Raw genomic sequence first — 20,599 nt, 5'->3', positions numbered from 1 at the left:
TGTCTTCTACTAATATAGGTTTACAGTTGGTCTGATACGGGTTTCCCTTTACAGTTTTGGAAGGGTTAATAATTATAAAGTTAATAGTTTTTTATTAGTTCTTTTATACTTTTTCCTACAGTTCTTCCACCGCTTGATTAACGGTTCCTTAGTTGTATGCGCTACAGTTGGTGTGAGGTAATTACAGCTCATGTGGGGTCGAAGATGATTATAGGATTCAATACTCTTGGTTACTTCCAACATTGCCTGGGTTCTGGATTGAAATACCCTATTAAGCTTGAACTCTGTTTTAAGAATCCCATTTATTCTTTCGGCTATGGGGTTTTCGTATGCTTCTCCGTTTTCGGTCATACTAATGGAAATATCATTATTTCGAAGCAATGATGTGTAATCATAGCTGCAGTATTGCACACCCCTGTCGGAGTGATGGATCAGCGGAGCCTCCGAGTTTCGATCTTTAAGGGCCATTTTCAGCGCATTCACCGATCCTTGGGCATTCAGATAAGAATGAAGGCAATAGCCCATGATTTTTCTTGAATAGGCATCGGTAATCAGCGAAAGGTAATTGAAATCGTAACCTATGCAAATATAAGTGATGTCAGAGACCCATAACTGGTTACTACGGACTATCTCCATCTCCTTTATCAAATTGGGATATCGTCTAAACCAATGATTGGACTGGGTTGTCCTGGGGCTTCTTCTTTTTCTATCTATCAAAAGCTTGTGTTTCCCCAAAATGGTATAAAGCTTATCTCTTCCAATTTTTATCCCATGGCTCTGAAAGGGCGTATAAAGGCACTTATAGAGCTTATGACCTCCCAATCCCGGGAGCTCCCTGCGAACCTGATGGACCATCTCAATGACGATTTCTTCCTGCTCCTCCTGCCGGGAGTAATGCCTGAGATGATCATAATATGCTTGTCGGCTCTTACCAAACAGTCTACAAAGTGGCCCGACGCCCATCCTTGTAATGCGTTTCTCCTTGATCAGCTTTACTGTTTGGTACCACCCTTTTTTCTAATGGGAACTTTGTGCGCCTTTTCAGCATGGTCAATCATAGAGTTCAGACCGTAGATAAGTACATTGGCCTTCTCCAATGCCTTCTCCAGATCCTTTATCCGATTCTTCAGCTCAGCGGCATCTTTAGTCTTTGGCTTTTCCATAGGAGCTAAAGTTACGGCTCCTTTCTCTAATTTCTTCTTGTACAAATTAATCCAGTTGGTGAGGATGTAGGTATTTGCCACACCGTACTTTTTAGCTACTTCTTCTTTTGAATAGTTCTGGTAAACAACCAGCTCTACCAATTTTTCCTTAAGTTCTTCAGGATAATCAAATCTTGCAATTGCTTCTTCTTTCATTGACAGTGAATGGTGTATCCAAAAAAACTGTAAAGCTATAGACGGATAAGACATATTGAACTTTCGCGAGAAATTTCGAGCCTTTTTCTGACATTCGTCTGAGATTCAACTACCTTTTCACTACCTGATGACTACCTAAACTATACCCTTGGAATACCTTTTTTAATACCCGCACGATACCCCCCGGGTATCTTAAAGGTATTGTTTTGGTATTTAAAAGGTATCTCAAACACCTTTCAATCTCAGAGAGAGGGTGTTTAGGCCTATCAACGGACAGTGCTTAATTAAAATTCCGACGATATTATTCCGACAACATTAAAAGGCGATAGAGCTACTTTTAAACCTTTCTAACGAACTTATATCACATTGCGCTAGCCATGTATTAGTTATAATAATTTAAACTCTTGTGATGGCTTGATTTGGCTTCAATTAATTCTATCTCCGAATTCACTATAAAAAAGGCTATTATTTCTTTAAAGTTAATTTTAAACTTATTTTTGCTTAACTATATCTATAATACTAGCTACCACCCTATCAAATCCCATTTCAATTTTTTTCTGTAACAAACCGCCCCGATTAGAATCATAATATCATATACGAAACTATTCGTACTTATTTTTAATAAAAGATATTAATCGATGAAAAATTTTCTCATTTTATGCATGTTAATGAGTTCATTTAGTCTATGTGCTCAAAACCGAATTATTGTAAAACTCTCCCCTATTTTTAAAGGTCCGTACAGTGGTAGACTGATGGTATACCTACAAGCCGATACCAGTAAGCCCTTCGGACAAGCACCTGAGGGACCTGCTTTCGCAGTTGACGTGAAAAACTGGCATAACGGTCAGGAGCAAACCTTTTCTGGCGGTGTGATTGCCCTCAAGCAGAAACTCGATTCGATTAAAAGTGGATATTACAGAATGGTTGCGATATTAGACACCAATACTAAAGAAAGAGGCAATAATGCACCTGGCAATCTCTACACCAGGCAAGAAGTAGTAGCGCAATTGAATGGTAATTTTTCTAAACCTGCAGTACTCACGCTCAGTAATGTTTTTCAGTCCCGAAAATTTATGGAAAGCGATACGGTGAAAGAGGTGGTTTTTAAATCTCATTTACTCAGCAAGTTCAGAGGTGAGCCTGTATTTATAAAGGCAGGGGTTGCCCTCCCACCCTCTTATAAAGAAACAGACAATCGAACCTACCCTGTAGTGTATGTCATCCCAGGATGGGGAGGTACCCATCATCACGCATATAACAAAGGTCAGCGGGGAATTTATGGAGTGGGCCTCGGCGAAGAAAAAATATATGTATTTCTAAATCCGGAAACGCAATCGCCGTTTGGCCTGCATGCTTTTGTAGATTCCAGGGTAAATGGTCCGTGGGGATCGGCGCTAATTAACGAATTGATGCCGCACATTGTTAAAGAGTTTAAGGCAAGTAGTAAGTCGGAGCATACTTTTTTAACGGGACAAAGTACTGGAGGCTATGGGGTGATTTGGCTTGCACTCCATTTCCCAAAAGCAATAGGCGGATGTTGGGCAACGGCCCCCGATCCGGTTGACTTTAGCAACTTCTTGGGCATAAATATCTATAAAGACAAAAATTACTACCAAACGCTATCAGGCGAAGAACGGGAAATTTACTTTGTTCAAGGAAAGGCCACATCAACCCTCAGAGAAGGGGGACTAAAAGAATGGTTTGAAGGAGATGGAGGACAGCAGCAGGCCTTCGATGCCGAATTTGGCTTGCCAGACCGTAATGGAAGACCAAAGCCTTTATTCAATTTCCAAACGGGAATTATTAATCACCAAATTGCTGAAAGCTGGAAACCTTATGATCTGGCTTTATTTGTACAAAAAAATTGGGAAAGGATTAAATCCGATGCCTCAGGGAAGATCAGCATCTATGCCGGCGAAAATGATAATTTCCTATTGCAACATTCGGTAATGGACTTTGGGGATAAAATTAAGAAAGTTGGCGCTGACATTAAGATTCAAATCATTAAGGGAGCTGATCATTTTTCAATTCGTGGCGCAATCGTAAAAGAAATGGTAGCGGAAATGGATAAGAAGATTAAGCGGTAGTAGCACAGATTGAGGCTTTGGGTAATCCGGAGTTCTGGATCTAGGTGCTTGGACTTGCTGCTGACCGAAAAGACCTAAAAAAGAAGAGTCCTAAAAAACCACTCCCCTTGTCAACTTCTGGAAACGGTGACATCCTGCCAGACCCTAATGGTTATCTCGAAGTCCAGTACTCAAATTAAACACTTTAAAATCCTGCTTTTTTATATATTTTATCTATCTTAACGGGTTTCCCTCCCAGCCTTTTACTTTGATCACCCGCTTCCATAAAAGCTAAAATCTCTAACGTTTCGGCAGTGCCAACAGGGGAATTTCCGGTTTCGAAAAAAGAGATGATTTCTTTGAGCAAAGGCTGATAGCCTAAATAAGGCCCCACATTCACCGTGTCGTTTTCGCAAAAACAAGTACCTCCAAAATCGGCTTTGCCATTTCTAGTACCTCTAAAAGTTCCTATTCTACCATCGCTCCAAACACCAACTACCACGTCTGTATCTTTTGTATAATATCTGGTTACGGTTTTACAACCAGTACCCATTAAGGCAAAAAGTGTTTCTACACCGTGTATGCCGTACCAAAACAAATCGGGGTGTGTGGGTTCAATAGTAGCTGGACTAAAAGTTTCTGCTCCTAAAACTTTTCCGTATTTGTTGCTTTTTACATCAACAACTGCTGTCATAAACCTTAAAGACGATGATGAAAAAACCGGAACTTGATACTGCCCTGCCACTTCAAAAATTAATTTTGCATCTTTTAATGAGGTAGCCATTGGTTTATCGATAAATAAAGGTTTTTTGGCTTTAATTACCTCCAAAGCTTGCTCTAAATGCAATCTACCATCATTTGTTTCTAACAATACAACATCTACTTCTTCCAGCAATGCTGATATAGAATCAACCACTTTTACGGCGTATTTTTTAATTTCAATGGTTTGCAAAGGAATACGCTCTTTGCTTAAAGCCAATTCTTTACTGCCAAAAGGATAAGCAGCCGTTACTTTATAGCCATTGTATTCCTCATTTTTGGCTTCGAATAACAACTTCGTAAATGCCAGACTATGACTGGTATCTAAACCGATAACACCAATTTTTTTTCCTTTGTTTTGATCTGCCAGTACATCGAATGGATTAACAAGCAAACTTAAACTCGCCAAACTGCCAGCTCTTACAAACGCTCTTCTATTTAACTTAAAATTGTCCATAATTAATGAATAGAAATTGTTCTTCCGCCTCTGCCTACACTATTAAATGCTTTAAATTTAATTGATCCACCTTGTGTAATTGGTGAAGTATAAGTTTTACTTTTCAAAGTTGGTTCACTGCCATTTTGGGTGTATTTTATGATTAAGCCAGGAAATTGAACATTTGCATGCACCTTCCCTTCTTCAATATTTACGCCCACAGTAGGTATGCGATAATTAAATCCGCTAGCATAATGGTTTAAGCGTGTAAATTCTCGCTTACCTAATACGTTTACGAACCAAGTCCAATCTTTTAAATAGTTTACATTGGCTATTTTACTATCTTTTTCAATTGCCCAATTTGGATTTTTAGCCCAAGCTCGCTCTGCAAAACCCAATAATTTTGGCAGAAGCATGTATTCTAGCTGTTCGGCTCCACTAATTTTTTCAGACCAAATTTGGCATTGTATGCCCACAATATTGCTGGCGCCATAATCGGTTAATCGTTCTTTGTGCTCAAATATTTTTTGATCAACGGGCTTTCCCTGAACATCTTCTTTGGCAGATTTATAATAATCCAATGGGATAAAGTAAAATGGTTTATCAACATCAACAAAAGATCCCCAATACAAACCAGGTTCATCAGCATCTTGCTCATAAGCCAAATCGAAATAAAAATTTGTAACGGCCGAAAGCACTACTTTATAGCCTGCATTTGCCAAACGGTAAGCTAAATCTTCTTGTCCCCAACCCCAAACATTATTCCATACATACGCATGAAAATTTTGCGTAGTAAAATCTGGATTAGCCAAATATTTTGTTGTTCCATCTAAACTAGTTTTTCGCATGGCCACTTCTTCCCAACCAGATAAATAGAGGTTCTTCTTTTTTAAGATCTCATTAACTTTTGATAAATGCTCATACCATAAATCGTTGTAATTTTTAATGTTTTCTTTTTGCATAAACGTTGCAATGGCAGGCGATTTCTGCCAAACACCTTCAGGTACTTCATCGCCACCAATGTGTATAGTCTGCAAGGGCGCATCAGCCAAAATATACATCTCCCTAACTTCATCAACCACTTTTTCAATAAAAGTATAGGTAGATGGCATGGCGATATTCATTACATTATCTTTAAAACCTTGCACCGATTTATACACCGATTGATCTAAAGTATCACGTAATAAATATTGCTTAGCACTAATTAAGTCTGTGTTTTTGTATTTTTCGTACCTCGCATCCATGGCTTTAATAGCAGCACGGGCATGACCTGGTGTTTCTAGTTCTGGAATAACTTTAATGTGTCTGGCCTTTGCATATTTTAAAATTTCAATAAAATCAGCTTTGCTGTAAAAACCACTACCCGGAAAAGTATTTGGCAAAGCACCCGAGCCATAAGACGGATGCAAATAATTTTGATCATTTAATGTGTGAGCACGAGTAGCACCAACTGTAGTAAGCTCTGGCAAACCCGGTATTTCCAATCGCCAGCCTTCATCATCATTTAAGTGAAAATGGAGCGTGTTAATTTTATAAAGCGCCAGCAAATCCAATACTTTTAAAATCTGTTCTTTAGTTTGGAAATTTCTAGCCACATCTAACATAAAAGATCGATAGCCAAACCGTGGTGCATCTTTAACTTCGGCACAAGGAATTTGAATTTCAACTTGCTTTTTTGCCCAGCTATTAGGTGGCATCATCATTTTTAGGGACTGAATGGCATAAAAAGCGCCATTTTTTGAGCTTGAGGATATCACAATCCGATTTTCTTTTACGCTCAACTCATAAGCTTCATCTACCAAACCCTCAATTTTTTTTAAAATTATACTGTTTTCAGCTTTGCTGGATGTTAATTTTACACCTAAAAGCTTGCTAAGTTCTTCATTAAACAAATTGGCTTCGCTTTCAAATTCAGAAGCGAAATTTAATGTGGTATTCTTGTAAAGAATGAAATTACCCGTTTTAGCTTTATACTCGTTTGGCGATGGTAAAATAGGCACCAAATTCTCCATCGGTAAATCTGCAATCTGCTTATTTTCTTCGTAAACCTTGGCAGGAGCTAATTTAAGTTGTGCTACTTCTTTATCTAGCAGATAATCTCTTTCAAAGTTGACGATTGGATAGCCTTGATCTGGCTGTTTATTAAACACAATATATAAGCCAGATGGTGCATCGGTGTAGTTTTTAGATTTGCCATTGGCGATATATTCAACGATTACTTTTTCGCCCGATTTTAAAGATTTGGCGTTGCCATCAAAAACAATTCTGCAAAACTCACCGCTTAAGTTTTCGAATTTGGCATTACTACTAATTACCGAATTGATTACCCTTGGGTAAGAAAAATAGAGTTTAAAATCTTTTAAATCTATTTCCGTTTTTCCTTTGTTGAAGAGTGTAAATGAAGCTAAAAATTGCGCTTTGCCCAAGTGATCGTTTCCCAAAAGCTGCCACATTACAGATAAATCGGCGGGTTTAAAACTTTGTTGTGCTTTAGTGTTTAATATCTGAAAGCAAAATAAAGCGGCTATAAAAATTATTTTTTTCATTTCAATATCTGGTTAACCCTTAATAGCTCGTGTTGGTGTCTTCGCCAACGAGTGAAATAAATTCAGGGTGACGGTTAGCCTATCAAGGTTGATAAGACCACAGCTCTGTTTTGCGTTTAAAATAAAGTGTTCCTTTTTCATCCACCACCAACAAAGCGGCATCTTTAGCAATTTCAGTATAGTTTAATGTCTTTGGATCGATTTTAAACAACAAATTGTTATCAGATCCAAAAATCTGGCCGTTTGGATGCTTTACCAAAAAAGCACTTCGCCAAATATGACTGCCCAAAGGCGGATAATCATACAATTTTTTAACGGAAATTACTTTCTGATCTACCGTATCAAAAACAAACAAATTTCCATCGGCAATGCCCCAAATATGACCATTAACTTTGATTAAATTGGTAATTGCAGCAGCACCTGGCACCGGAACTACAGAAAATGTTTTGGTATTTTTAATTATATCCCAACCAAATAAAACAGCTTCTTTTGTAGCGGCTTTTACACCCAAACCTCCGGAAACAGTTGTACCAGCAATAACCAAATCTTTGTCATTAATTAAACTTGTAATTGCTTGGTTAGGTATAATATTTTCATATGTTTTTAATTCATCCTTAACTACATCATAAACAATTAATGCCCCTCCTAATTTGCCATATTCGGGTATGGTTCCGAAAAATACTTTTTGTTTTTCTGGCAAACTCAAAACGGCAAATGCCCTGCTTTGGCCCTCTATTTCGCCTAGTTTACGTGGATTATTTTGAGCCACATTCCAAGCTTGTTTGGTATTGTAAACATAAAACCTACCTTTTGGATAAATGCCAAAATAAATTTGATCGCCGTAAACAGCCATACCTTCTGTTTGGTCTAAACCTAAATACTTGGTTTTTTTATTGGTTAAAGGATCATAGGTTGCATGCCCGCCAGCCAGGTAACCGCCAGTCCATATTTTTTGATCTGGCCCAACCATAATGGCATTGATAGGAATAGGCTGTGGCGGAATTTGCAATTTTGTACTGTTGTGTTTTTTAGTCTTAGGATTGTACCGCACCAAGTTAGCGCTGGCAGTCAAAAAATACAGGTGTTGGTCTTTGCCCCATTTAAAAGCATTCGCACTGCCTACATTTTCGCCTAATAATTTTGCGGTGCTAACTGACTTTGTAGGATCAAAACTGTATAAATTAGTTTTACCTGTATAAAACACCTCCTTTGCAGCAGAGCTGTATACTGATTTCATATCCATATCGCTGATTTCCTGCTCAACTTTTTTGGTTTTTAAGTTATAAACCAGTGTGGTATTTCCGGCTGTTAATAGTGCTAAAAGTCGATCATTGCCGTCTTTACCAGTAACAATTTCTAGGCTGTACACAAATTCTTTATCCTGATATTTAGCTGGCAAAATTTCTTTCTTCTCTCCTGTTGATGGATTTAGCTCGATTAAATGCGCGTGTGAACCTACACCGGCGTACAATAAACCAGTGTCTTTATGGTAAGCTAAACTACGTACATAATTTTCGCCCTCAACTAAGGCGCCTTTGCCAACATCTGTAAATCCATCTTTTGAATGATACCTAAAAACCCTGCAGCCGGGATAAGTTGCGCCAAAAACTTCGCCATTTTTACCTGCAGTTAAATTCCATAAATAGGTTTCTCCAGGTAGTACAGTCCCTAAATTTTCTACCTTTTTTGCACCAGGTTTGTGCCTAAATAAACTCCCGTTGGCACCTGGAATATATAAGTATCCATCGCTGGCTTGCGCCATATCCCATACCCCATCAGCCTTCGGCAAAGGCTCATCTAATACTAATTTTTTGGTTTTAACATTGTAGGCCAGCAAATGAGCGGGCTCGCCACGTACAACTGTATAGACCAATTCTGTCCCTTTATCGTCGCTCACAAAAATACTACCTTGTATCATCGTGGCACCCAACTGCGGCCCATGATTGGTGAATTTTGCATCGCTTTGTGCAATGGCAATTTGAGTTAAACTTAACAGCAACAAAAGTAATTTGATAGGAAGTTTTTTCATGATTTATTGATCTTGGGCTAAAAATTCTTTTACAAATTCATCGTCATTTAAATGCGAGTAAGCTGCATAAATACGATCTAGTTCTTCATTCTGCCCAACAGAAAGTTTTTCATTTGGGTTTAAGCACCAAATGCCATTGAGCAAGCCTTGTCGGCGTAAAATTTCGTGAATGCCAGGTATGCAACCATGAAAATGATTAGCTGGATCGAACATTGCAGCATTTACATCGGTAATTTCTATACCACGTGTCAATAAATCATCAGCTGCTGCAGCAGTTCTATTGGCCTTGTAAGCTTTAATTTCGGCCAGTAAGGAAACCGCTTTGTTAGTCCATACCGCCCAATGCCCCAATAAACCACCTACAAATTCTTTATTTACTGTTTTTCCATTTAAGTTAAATTGGTAAGTGGTTAATAAATCGGCCACAATGTTGTCATCATTACCGGTGTACATGGCAATTTCTTCGCATCTGCTGCTATTGCTTACTGCACGCATCACATCTAAAGTTTGGTAGCGATTAAAAGAAGCGCATTTAATAGCTTCAACATTAGGAATTTCGGCAAATTGTAACCAAAAATCGTAGCTAAAAATTCTACCACCAACCGATGGCTGTAAGTAAAAACCAAAAACCGGAATAATGGCAGCAACGGCTCTTACACGTTCTAATATCTCATCTTCGCTCCAGGTTTGTAAGCCGCCCATGCTTAGCAAGCCCATGTCATAACCGTATTTTAAAGCCAATTCAGCTTCCGATTTAGCTTGTTCTGTTGGCCCACAAATACCTGCAATTTTAATAAAAGGTCTTTCTAAATTTGCCTTTTCAATTTCTTCTGCCGCTAGTTTTAAAACCGTTTCGTATAAATTAACCTCAGGATCTCTAATTTCAAATTGTGTAGAATGTACGCCAACGGCAATACCACCAGCACCACTTGCCATGTAATACCTGCTTAATTGGCGTTGTTTATTCTCATCAAGCGTTCTATCTTCTTTTAGTGCTAACGGATGGGCCGGAAAAACCGTTCCGTTTAGTAAGTGTTTTTTTAATATTGGATTTAATATATGCATTAGAATTTTCCTCCTCTTTCTTGAAAATGTGTTGCCTTACCAAATTCATCACCCCCATTGTTTATCCAAGTGGCAGTAATGTCAATCATTTCTCTGATGGTAACTTTTGGGTAGCCAAATAAGCGATGGCACTCAGAGGCATTATTAAGTAGGGCATTCCCGGCAGGTTGATTGACGAATTTTGGTGCTTTATTAAAGATTTTACCGAACTCTTGCGCTATCCATCTGATAGATAAAATTTCTGGTCCGGTTACGTTTAAGATTGTTGCTGGTGCTTCGCAATGCAATAGACTACGCAGGGCTATTTCATTGGCATCACCTTGCCAAATTACATTTACGTTTTCCGTGGTTAAATCAATTTCCTTTTCGTTAAGTACCGATTTGGCAATTTCCATTAGCACCCCATAACGAAAATCAACGGCATAATTTAGCCTGTAAATTAATATGGGTGTTTTGTTTTGCTTGGCAAAATATTCGAAAATACGTTCTCTGCCCAAACAAGATTGCGCATACTCGCCAAGTGGTTCTGGCGTTACATCTTCGGCAACACCACCAGAAGTTACGGGTACAAAAGGCAGTACATTCCCTGATGAAAATGCTACAATATTAGAATTTTTATATTTTTCGGCAACTCTACCTGGTAAGTAAGCATTCATTGCCCAAGTAAAACCTTCCTTACCAGTGGTACCAAATTTATTTCCCGCTAGGTAAATAACATTTTTGGCGTCTGGCAGTTGCTGCAATTCTGCATCGTTTAATAAATCGCAGGCAATAGTTGTTACGCCAACAGCTGCTAATTCTGCTTTCGCTTTAGCATCAGAAAATCTTGAAACACCAATAACACGGTTATTCTTGCCTGCCATTTTTAATGCATCAACAGCTAGCTTACCCATACTTACACCCATTTTACCACCAATCCCCAGTAAAATGATATCGCCTTCAATTTTTTGAATATCTGTTATTAAAGCCGCTGATGGTTTGGTCAAATCCTGCTCTAATTGTTTTAAATCTACCATAGATTTTATGTTTTATTTTGTGTTTTAGTTGATAAATAATTCGAAAAAGTTTTTCACAGCAAGGCTGATGAGCAACAATAAACCTAGAGCACCAGCAATTTTTACAAATAAGCTATTGGCATTTTTACCCATTATTTGTTTATCATTTGCAATGGTATACATGGCAATGCCTATAAATGGGACTAAAAAAATCGTCACGCTTTGAGCGAAAATAATAAGTTCCAAAGGCAGCTTACCAAATATTAAAGCGATGCTTGCACCACAGATCATCACAAAAGCAATTAATAAACGAACTGATTTCGAACTTAATTTGCTGCCATAACCTAATGCATCGCCTAATAAACTGCCACCAACTGTGGCATTGCCAACCAAGGATGAAAAAGAAGCACCAAATAAACCGGCCAAAAATAAATCGGCCGCATAGGTGCCAAATAACGGCACCAAAGCTTTAGACATTTCTGAAGCTGAATTAACGCTTAAACCTTGTGGATGTAGCACAGCAGCAGCACAGATGATTACCACAACACTCATCACGCCTAAAATGATAATACCGGTGTAGCTTTTGTTTGTAATAACTACGCCATTTTTTTTGTTCTCTTGCATTAAATAAGATTGATAAAATGCACCTACAATAGAGAAACAAGAAGCAATAAAAGCAATAATTAAAGCCGATGATCCTAGTGGAATGTTTGGCACAAACCCATTAGCTATGCCACTTAATGATGGTTTACTTAAAAAAAGTGTGGTTAAAAAAGAAATGAGCATTAAACCCACCAAGGCGATCATTAACTTTTCGAGCACTTTATAAAAACTGCTAAAAAACAACAACGCCATCCCAAAAACGTTAAATACCAAAACCCAAACCCAAGCTTTTGTACCAGTTGCTTCTGCTACCGCGATGCCCACTCCTATTGCGTTACCTGCTTGAAAAGAGGTGGCGACTAAAAAAACACCCAAACCAATTAAAGCGCTAACCGCTTTGCCCCATTTAGTTCTGATGTTGCTAAGCAAACTTACATCAGTATGCAAGCCAATTCTAGCACCCATATTGGTAAAAATGAGCATAAAGAAAATGGCTAATACTACAATCCATAACATGCTATAGCCATATTCAGCACCTAGTTTTGAGGTAATGGTCATTTTACTTGGTCCAAAAACCAAAGCAGCGGTAATGATACCCGGACCAAGCCCTGCCAGCACTTGTATAAGTTTATTTTTATCTGTTTTTGAACCCATTATTTCCTTTTATTTTTCACATCTGAGGATGAAATTTCTTTTCCCTTATTGTTCCAATTTGTATTGATATAGTTGATGATTTTAGCTACATCTTCATCTTTTAGAAATTTAAATGCAGGCATTTGTTCACCAGCTCCATTTAATACCAGCGAAACTAAATCGGCTGAATTGCATAGCACTTTTTTGGAACCAGCTAATGCCGGAAAGACATTTGACACACCTTTTCCATCTGCTTTATGGCACGATGCACAATACTGCTCGTACAATAATTTACCATCTTTAATTTCTTCCACAGTGGTAGAGTTAACTCCACGTAAGGGTTTTTTACCAGGCTTTTCAGCAATGCTGATTTTAAGAATTTTATCATCTTCTGGCAATGGAAAACCTGGAGATGGGTTCCAATCATGGTTACTAGTACTAATATAAATCTCGCCTTTTGGTCCAACCTCCACATCACGTAAACGCCCATAATGTTCTTTCAGAAAAACCTCCTCACTTAAAATTTTGCGGCCGTCTTCAGTTAATTTTAAAACCCTTAAACTTTTTGTTTTTAAGGTAGTGAGCAATAAACTGTTCCGCCATTCGGCGATGGCTCCATAACCATAATAAGTTATCCCAGCAGGTGCAATAACTGGTGTCCATGATTGTAGTGGTTCTACCGTTTGATGTTGTGCTGCAAATAATTGATCGGCTGGCAAATCATGCTTCCCTTCAATGTTTGGCCAGCCATAATTTCTTCCTTTTTCAATTAAATTTACTTCATCTTCAATGGCATCGCCATGCTCTGAAGTATAAATTAAGCCATTATCGCCAATGGTAATGCCCTGCATATTTCTAAATCCATTGGCAAAAACATAACTGTTTGGATAAGGATTATCTTTTGGCACGGAGCCATCTGTGTTGAGCCTTAAGATCTTACCATTTAAGCTTTTTAAGTTTTGTGCATTTTTGCCTTTGTAGGCATCACCAGTTGCCCAAAGCAATTTTCCGTCTTTAGCAATGGCTAATCTCGATCCGTTGTGAGCTGTAAAACCATCAATAACTAATAGTATTTTTTTGTTGATTAATGTATCGTTTTTAAACTCGTACCTCACCAAATGATTGGTAATTACACTGTCTTTTTTAACTGTATAATTTACAAATACGTAAGGATTATTCTTAAAATTTGGATGAACAACCAAACCCAATAAGCCCGCCGTACGTTTGTGCCAAACATCTGTAATGGTTAATAATTTCTTTTGTTCGCCAGTATTTAAATCTATTTTAGAAATCACTCCTTTTTGCTCGGCAAACCATAAAGATTTATCATTTGCATAAGCAATATCCCAAGGCACATCTAGGTTTTTAGCCAACACTTCAACTTTAAGCGTGGTGTTTTCTAATTGTATATAATCGATAATAGGCAATTCTTTTGCCTGTTTGCAACTGTTAATTGCCATGCTCACTAAAAGAATGATCAAGTATTTTCTCATCTATATCTGTTATTAATACCTTGTTTATGTTATTCATTTGTATTAATGAGCTCGTAAACTCGGTTTCTTTGCAATGGGATGAAACGATAATGATTTATTTTTTAACCTTGATTAACCTCGGTTTTGCAAAATCTGCATCCATTTGTGTTGGCAGCTGATAAACATTTCCTTTTTGATCGGAGAAATAAAGGCTGCTTTTAGAAAATTTTCTACCATTTCCATCAGCCCAGAAAGCATAAAAATCTTGATGAACATTTACGGGTCTACGGGCGTAAGAATGGTTAAATTCGCTATTGGCTGTCATGGTTTTGCTTTTCCAAGTTTTGCCTTGATTTTTGCTTGTCCACAACACCATTTCGCCACCTGTATTAAAAGGCTGCGGACCAGTTGTAGTTGGCCCAACTACACGCCAAACGCCTTTTTTATCGATATAAAGCGAGCCCATATCATAATTATTGTCTGATGTAGTTAGTGGTAAAATTTCCCAATCCGCACCGGTAAATCTTGCGGTATACCAAACTCTAGGCCCATTCTCTGGACCAGCTTCGTAACCTTTACTTGTTAAATAAAGAATAATAGGATTTCCTTTTGCATCAAAAGCCAAATCGTTGATGTAAACATTCAAGCCTAAAGAATGATAATCTTTTACCAAAGCGGAATTTGAAATAGCTGTTAATGGCAAACTTAAGTCATCCCCTTTGGCAGATTGCCAAGTTTTACCGAAATTTTGAGTTTGGATGTAGTATAAATTAGAGCGGTAGTTTAACCCATTTTCGCCTACTTTAATTGGATGAAAATTGAATGCACTACCTAATTTATTGTTAAACTGGCCGCTGGTTTGGTAATGTCCTTCTTCTATAATGGCCAGATCCTTCCATTCTGAATAGCTTACCCCATCTTTACTGGTCATGTAGCTAATGGTTCGCCTTGGCTTTGAAGGTTGATTTTCGATTACCTTACGATCATAATGGGTAAAGAGATTAATGAAACCATTTTCTGGTTGATACCAGCTTTGTAGGTAAGAAAAATTGTTCATTGGCACTACTTGGTCATTTTCTATTTTGGTAGTCTGAACTTGTTCGAACTTACCGATATCATAAGGCTGCATACTTTTATGCACATAAGAAGGCCCATTTGTACCATGAGCGGTAGAAAATATCCAGATGTAACCCTCTTTATCGATATTCATTACTGGATTATCGTGCGCATTATTCGTTTTTTTATCCAAAACTACGGTTGGCTTTGGCACCATCTTAGTTTGATGATCGAAATAAGAAACGCTATGTAATAAGGTTTTTCCATCTTTATCTGTACCGCCATAACAAAAAAATGTTTTGTTTACTTTGGAAACATAAATAGAAAATGGGTAGTGATTAGCCGGATACGTACCTAAACCGCCACTGTATTTGTATACATATTCGTCTTTAGATGGCTCGTTGCTATACCAAATAGAACGATAGCCCGTATCTTTGATATTGAGTGTTTGCACTTGAGCCCTGGAAAATTGGAAGCACAAAACAAACACCATTAAATAGAGAAGGGATCTTTTCATTTAGCTTAGGTTTAGTAGAAAAAGAGAATTTTACTTTGATAAATAAAGTTCATCCCGATTTACAACCGGGATGAACTAGCTATCAATTAATTGGTATAGCCCGGATTTTGTTTAATTAAGGCCGGGTTTATATCTATTTGACTTTGTGGTATTGGGAACAACACATGGTGAGGTTGCATACCTTTTGAAGCCATTACTGTTACGGCTCTTTCTGTGCGCACTAAATCAAACCAACGGTGACCTTCGAAAGCCAATTCAACACGTCTTTCTTGTTCAACTGCTAATCTAAAAGCAGCTTGATCAGCAACTCTTAATGCTAAACTTGCATTATTACTAGTTTTAATTGGCAAACCAGCTCTCGTTCTAATCTGGTTTAAGTAAGTAAATGCTGGTCCATCGGCAACGTAACCTTGTTCGTTTAAAGCTTCTGCATACATCAACAATACATCAGCGTATCTCAATACAATCCAATTGTTATCGCTATCTAAACTAGCTGCAGGCACACCTAAATACTTCACAACATAGTTGTGTTGTACTGTATTTGCACCAAGTACATAGCTATTTCTCATCGACAGTGCTTTTCTCACGTCATTAGCTTCGTAAGCATTGCTCATCTCTGTTGTTGGTATGTTTTGCCCTAACGGATTACCCACCGAAACTACCGCAGTCCCCGATCCAATTGGTGCAAATTGGTTAGCATATGGACTACCCTCGCCTGCTGAACCTTTTTTAAACTGAACTTCGAATATTGCCTCTCTATTGTTTTCGTTGGCAATGCCAAATACACCTGCATAAGTAGGTAATAATTGATATTTATTACTCACGGTTTGATCAATTACCTGTTTTAATTTTGCAGCTGCTAAAGACCAGTTTTTTTGAGTTAAATATACTTTACCCAGTAAAGACATTGCTGCTCCTTTTGTAGCCCTGCCAATATCTCCACCTGTAAATTCAAATGGCAAAGTATTCTCTGCATCGGTTAAGTCAGCGATAATTTGCGCATAAACCTCTGCTGATGGATTTCTACCATAGTTATAGCCTTCTTGTGGATTATTGATCACTTTTGTCACTAAAGGAACATCGCCAAAAATACGCACCAAATTAAAGTACATCAGCGCTCTTAAAAATTTAGCTTCAGCAGTGTATCTAGCTTTTAAACCAGCATCCATAGGTACCGTTTCAATTTTTTCGATAACGGCATTAACTGATTGGATAGCTTGATAATGTCCTGCCCAAGTAGTGCTACTAATAGATGTAGTAGCCAAATTCTGGAAATTATCTACCGCTACTAAATCAGAGCCTGCATTTGGGTTGGTAATTTCTGTGTTGTCTGAACGCATATCGCCAATAACATGCATAGAAGAATAGTATAATCCTCCATATTGCAATCCGGCATAAGCTGCCGATAGGGCGTTCTTCATATCTTCGGCTGTTTTATAAAAGTTGTTCCCATTCATTTGAGAAATAGGAGCACGATCTAAAAAGTCCTTTTTACAACTACTGGCTGAAAGTAAAACTATAATACCCGCAGCAAAAATTGTTTTTATATTTTTCATCTCTTTGTAATTGCTGTAATTAAAATCCAAAATTTAAACCAAACATGTACGTACGAGCCAATGGGTAACCACCAGAATCTACACCAGGCATTAAAGGATTAGCACCTTCTATGCTTACTTCTGGGTTATAGCCTTCGTACTTGGTAAATGTGTACGCGTTTTGTACGGTAAAACTTAACCTGGCGTTTGCCACTTTTAAACTTTTAGCTATTGATGTTGGCAGATTATAACCTAACGTAATGTTTCTAATTCTTAAAAAAGAACCATCCTCTACAAAAGCAGAAGTAGCATTATTAATTACAGAAGCAATACCTATTGCATTAAAATTTCGGTCTATTTGCGGACTAACACCATCACCACGGTTGCTTTCAGATTTCCATCCGTTAGCAGTGCTTTGCAAAACGTTATAAGAACCTGCATAATTTCCGTAAAACCTACGAGCGGCATTTAACACTTCAAAACCGTGCACACCTTGTAAAGTGAATGCAAAATCGAAACCTTTATAGGCAAAAGTATTGGTCATGCCGTAAGTAAAATCTGGAAACGGACTACCAATATTTGTTCTATCGTCGGCAGTAATTACACCGTCGCCATTTACATCAGCAAATTTTAACTGACCAGGTTTTGAAAAGGCTGTTCCATTTGCATTTCTAATAATAGGTTGTGTATCAATTTCGCTTTGATTTTGATAAATACCAATTACTTTATAGCCAAAGAAAGAACCAGGTGCTGAGCCAATTTCGGTAACATGTGTATTTCCGGCCGCAAAAGTTGTTTGTCTGGCTAAAATACGTGAACCATCTGGCCCTAAGGCTAGAACTGCGATGTTATTGGTAGAGAAGTTTACATCAGTTGACCATTTAAATGCTTTTACCAAATTTCGGCTGGTTACAGTAAACTCAAAACCTTTATTTTGTATTTCTCCAATGTTTTGCAACGCATTTGTGTAACCAGTTAATGTTGGTGTTGGCACATTTAACAATAAATCTGAAGTTCTTTTGTTGTAATAATCAACAGACATGGCTACTCTGTTTTGCAAAATGCCAAATTCTAAACCAATATCTAATTGTTTGTTTTTCTCCCAACTTAACAATGTATTACCAATATTAGCCACTCTAATGCCATTGTTAACTGTACCGCCACTTGTCCCAAATACATAATTATCTGGACTTGTAAGACCTATTGCACCATAATTACTTATAAAATTATTTCCAGTAATACCATAACTTGTTCTAATTTTTAAATCAGAGATCCAGTTTACATTTTTCATGAAACCTTCTTCAGATATTCTCCACCCTAATGAAACTGAAGGGAAAACACCGTATCTATTGTCGATACCAAAACGAGATGAACCATCAGTTCTAAGCGTTGCAGTTACCAGATATCTATTATCAAAACTATAGTTTAAACGAGCAAGATATGATAATAATGCCCATTCTTCTTTTGTTGCAGTTGCATTTGTAATTGCACCTGCTGCACTAATGGTTTTAATTTGATCATTTGGAAAGCTAGTGGCACTTATAGAATTGAACTCCATATTTTCTTGCTGTATGGTATAACCCAATAAGGCATCAAAAGCATGTTTTTTGACCTTTTTGTTATAACTTAAAGTGAACTCTGCCAACCAGTTTCTGTTTTCTATGGTATTGTTATTGGCTGTAGCCAATTTGGTGTCATTTACGCTGTTTGGGTTAATTACCGATGGATTAAAGATTTGCTCTCTGAAATTTCTAATATCAGCACCTACCAAAGCCTTAAATTTTAAATCATTAATGATACTAACCTCGGCAAAGGCAGTTCCCAACAATCTCATATTGCCTTGTTGATGAAAATATTCTCGAGCAATTTTCACAGGATTATCTACCTCACTTGTACCAATACCTTGCCCAGTAATTTTAGTATAGCTGCCATCTGCATTGTAAGGCGACAAAAGTGGGTTTGCTGTTAATGCCGATTGTATGATACCACCACCTTGCCAGTTACCTTCGGCCAAGCTTTGGTTAGAGAAATTGTAAGATGGAGTGATGTTTGCGCCTACTTTTACTATATCATTTATCTTCGATTCTACATTTACACGAAACGAGTAGCGTTTTAAATCAGATCCTAAAACCACACCCTCTTGTGTTAAATATCCGCCAGAAACAAAATATTTTGTTTTCTCATTGCCGCCAGAAAAATTAATTTGATAATTACTCATTGGTGCAGTTCTGAAAATCTCATCCTGCCAATTGGTACCTTTGCCCAGCGCATCTGGATTGCTTAAAGAAGCTGGCAATAAATACATTACATTATTTATCCTCGCCGAATTTGGATCTGAAGCAGAGCGACCGGCACCAGAATTTACCCAAGCATTATTTCTAGCTTCGTTAATAAAAACAGCAAACTCTCTCGCATTTAAAACATCTAAAGTTCGTTCTACTTGTTGTATTCCAGTATTTAAGCTGAGATCTATTTTAGAAGCACCAGATTTACCAGATTTAGTGGTGATAATTACTACGCCATTCGAACCTCTTGAACCATAAATAGCGGTAGCAGAAGCATCTTTTAACACTTGTATGTTTTCAATATCAGCTGGGTTTATAGTTGCAAGCGGATTATTTCTTTGGTTATAATCATTAGTAACCGGAAAACCATCTACTACATACAGAGGCTCATTACCTGCCGATAACGAACCTGCACCACGTACCCTAACAGTTGCCCCACCACCTGGCGCACCCGTTGCTTGAGTAACCTGCACGCCAGCCATTTGCCCAGCCATTGCTTGGTCTAAACTTACAATAGGCTGATCTTTAATCTGCTTAGCACCAATAGAACTGATAGAACCTGTAACATCTTTTTTCTGTACGGTACCATAACCAACGGCAACAACAGCATCTAAAGTTTGGCTATTCTCTTTCAAAGTAATGGTTAGGCTACTTCTCCCACCAACTTTAATCTCGGCATTTATAAAACCAGTATAACTTACTACTAATACAGCGTCGTCTGGTAAATCAGCAATGCTGAAGTTACCATTTGCATCTGTCATTACACCTTTATTACTGTCTTTTAGTTTTACATTGGCACCAATTAATGGCAAACCAGCTTCATCTACAACTTTACCTTTAACATCAATGGGTAAAACTTCCTCTTTTTGAAAGTTAGTTTTAGTTACCACGATGGTTTTTTTATCGATGGAATAAGTGAAAAATTGATCTTTAAAACTCTCTTGTAGTGCTTTTTCCAAGCTTACACCTTTTAGATTTAGTGTTACTGGTTTTGCATCTTTTATTTCATTGTACTTGTAAAAAAAGAAATAACCACTTTGCTCGCCAATTTGGGTTAAGGCTTTTTCTAATGGAATGTTTTTACCGATAAGGTTAATACTTTGCGAAAAGCTTTTAGCGCTTATTTGCAAACAGCCAAGCATTATAAAAATTACTGTGAGTTTCATAGCTCTTAACAGTTTGGGTTGGATATGTACAGCAAAATGCTGCATTTTTCCATAAAAATTTAATTGCATACTTTTGTT

The 20,599-nt window shown here is 37.7% G+C and carries 13 protein-coding genes; 1 reads left to right on the top strand and 12 read right to left on the bottom strand.

Translation table 11 applies throughout. The features are described from left to right. Window positions 1–72: 72 nt before the first annotated feature. Window positions 73–963: an IS3 family transposase gene (locus BM207_RS05250; protein WP_090992497.1), complete on the bottom strand. Its 891-nt coding sequence runs from the start codon at window positions 961–963 to the stop codon at window positions 73–75. Between the two features lie 29 nt (window positions 964–992). After that, window positions 993–1,358, bottom strand: a complete 366-nt coding sequence (locus BM207_RS05245; RefSeq protein WP_090994450.1) for a transposase — start codon at window positions 1,356–1,358, stop codon at window positions 993–995. 638 nt (window positions 1,359–1,996) lie between these two features. Here BM207_RS05245 and BM207_RS05240 point away from each other — a divergent pair. Further along, complete coding sequence (locus tag BM207_RS05240) at window positions 1,997–3,445, top strand: alpha/beta hydrolase-fold protein (RefSeq protein WP_090992495.1); 1,449 nt, start codon at window positions 1,997–1,999, stop codon at window positions 3,443–3,445. A gap of 184 nt (window positions 3,446–3,629) precedes the next feature. Here the strand turns inward: BM207_RS05240 and BM207_RS05235 are convergent, their stop codons facing one another. The 10 genes from BM207_RS05235 to BM207_RS05190 all read right to left on the bottom strand — a co-directional run bounded on the left by BM207_RS05235 (window position 3,630) and on the right by BM207_RS05190 (window position 20,521). Continuing rightward, a complete protein-coding gene (locus BM207_RS05235; RefSeq protein WP_090992494.1) occupies window positions 3,630–4,640 on the bottom strand; it encodes a Gfo/Idh/MocA family protein in 1,011 nt (336 codons plus the stop codon). A 2-nt stretch (window positions 4,641–4,642) separates the two neighbouring features. After that, window positions 4,643–7,165 (bottom strand): family 20 glycosylhydrolase, encoded by a 2,523-nt coding sequence (locus BM207_RS05230; RefSeq protein ID WP_090992493.1) that lies wholly within the window; start codon window positions 7,163–7,165, stop codon window positions 4,643–4,645. Between the two features lie 82 nt (window positions 7,166–7,247). Then, on the bottom strand, window positions 7,248–9,194 hold the full coding sequence (locus tag BM207_RS05225; protein WP_090992492.1) for a ligand-binding sensor domain-containing protein: 1,947 nt from the start codon (window positions 9,192–9,194) through the stop codon (window positions 7,248–7,250). 3 nt (window positions 9,195–9,197) lie between these two features. Beyond that, entirely contained in the window at window positions 9,198–10,259 is a 1,062-nt protein-coding gene (locus BM207_RS05220; RefSeq protein ID WP_090992491.1) for a dihydrodipicolinate synthase family protein, read from the bottom strand. Further along, a complete protein-coding gene (locus tag BM207_RS05215; protein ID WP_090992490.1) occupies window positions 10,259–11,275 on the bottom strand; it encodes an NAD-dependent epimerase/dehydratase family protein in 1,017 nt (338 codons plus the stop codon). Before BM207_RS05215 ends, BM207_RS05220 begins: the two co-directional genes overlap by 1 nt. A 24-nt stretch (window positions 11,276–11,299) precedes the next feature. Beyond that, window positions 11,300–12,511: an Nramp family divalent metal transporter gene (locus BM207_RS05210; protein ID WP_090992489.1), complete on the bottom strand. Its 1,212-nt coding sequence runs from the start codon at window positions 12,509–12,511 to the stop codon at window positions 11,300–11,302. Continuing rightward, entirely contained in the window at window positions 12,511–13,983 is a 1,473-nt protein-coding gene (locus BM207_RS05205; protein WP_245768031.1) for a PQQ-dependent sugar dehydrogenase, read from the bottom strand. The genes BM207_RS05210 and BM207_RS05205 overlap by 1 nt, the downstream gene beginning before the upstream one ends. A 94-nt stretch (window positions 13,984–14,077) precedes the next feature. Beyond that, window positions 14,078–15,535 (bottom strand): BNR-4 repeat-containing protein, encoded by a 1,458-nt coding sequence (locus BM207_RS05200; RefSeq protein ID WP_090992487.1) that lies wholly within the window; start codon window positions 15,533–15,535, stop codon window positions 14,078–14,080. 86 nt (window positions 15,536–15,621) lie between these two features. Beyond that, window positions 15,622–17,091: a RagB/SusD family nutrient uptake outer membrane protein gene (locus BM207_RS05195; RefSeq protein ID WP_090992535.1), complete on the bottom strand. Its 1,470-nt coding sequence runs from the start codon at window positions 17,089–17,091 to the stop codon at window positions 15,622–15,624. 19 nt (window positions 17,092–17,110) lie between these two features. After that, window positions 17,111–20,521: a SusC/RagA family TonB-linked outer membrane protein gene (locus tag BM207_RS05190; RefSeq protein WP_218155022.1), complete on the bottom strand. Its 3,411-nt coding sequence runs from the start codon at window positions 20,519–20,521 to the stop codon at window positions 17,111–17,113. Between the last annotated feature and the right edge of the window lie 78 nt (window positions 20,522–20,599).

The organism is Pedobacter insulae (genome assembly GCF_900113525.1).
Classification (GTDB): Bacteria; Bacteroidota; Bacteroidia; order Sphingobacteriales; family Sphingobacteriaceae; genus Pedobacter; species Pedobacter insulae.
This window is presented reverse-complemented; position numbering and strand designations above follow the sequence as displayed.

Coding starts and splice junctions, on each gene's coding strand:
- BM207_RS05190 (WP_218155022.1), bottom strand. CDS start 20,521: ATGAAACTCACAGTAATTTTTATAATGCTTGGCTGTTTGCAAATAAGC.
- BM207_RS05250 (WP_090992497.1), bottom strand. CDS start 963: ATGGGCGTCGGGCCACTTTGTAGACTGTTTGGTAAGAGCCGACAAGCA.
- BM207_RS05230 (WP_090992493.1), bottom strand. CDS start 7,165: ATGAAAAAAATAATTTTTATAGCCGCTTTATTTTGCTTTCAGATATTA.
- BM207_RS05215 (WP_090992490.1), bottom strand. CDS start 11,275: ATGGTAGATTTAAAACAATTAGAGCAGGATTTGACCAAACCATCAGCG.
- BM207_RS05220 (WP_090992491.1), bottom strand. CDS start 10,259: ATGCATATATTAAATCCAATATTAAAAAAACACTTACTAAACGGAACG.
- BM207_RS05235 (WP_090992494.1), bottom strand. CDS start 4,640: ATGGACAATTTTAAGTTAAATAGAAGAGCGTTTGTAAGAGCTGGCAGT.
- BM207_RS05225 (WP_090992492.1), bottom strand. CDS start 9,194: ATGAAAAAACTTCCTATCAAATTACTTTTGTTGCTGTTAAGTTTAACT.
- BM207_RS05200 (WP_090992487.1), bottom strand. CDS start 15,535: ATGAAAAGATCCCTTCTCTATTTAATGGTGTTTGTTTTGTGCTTCCAA.
- BM207_RS05240 (WP_090992495.1), top strand. CDS start 1,997: ATGAAAAATTTTCTCATTTTATGCATGTTAATGAGTTCATTTAGTCTA.
- BM207_RS05195 (WP_090992535.1), bottom strand. CDS start 17,091: ATGAAAAATATAAAAACAATTTTTGCTGCGGGTATTATAGTTTTACTT.
- BM207_RS05245 (WP_090994450.1), bottom strand. CDS start 1,358: ATGAAAGAAGAAGCAATTGCAAGATTTGATTATCCTGAAGAACTTAAG.
- BM207_RS05205 (WP_245768031.1), bottom strand. CDS start 13,983: ATGAGAAAATACTTGATCATTCTTTTAGTGAGCATGGCAATTAACAGT.
- BM207_RS05210 (WP_090992489.1), bottom strand. CDS start 12,511: ATGGGTTCAAAAACAGATAAAAATAAACTTATACAAGTGCTGGCAGGG.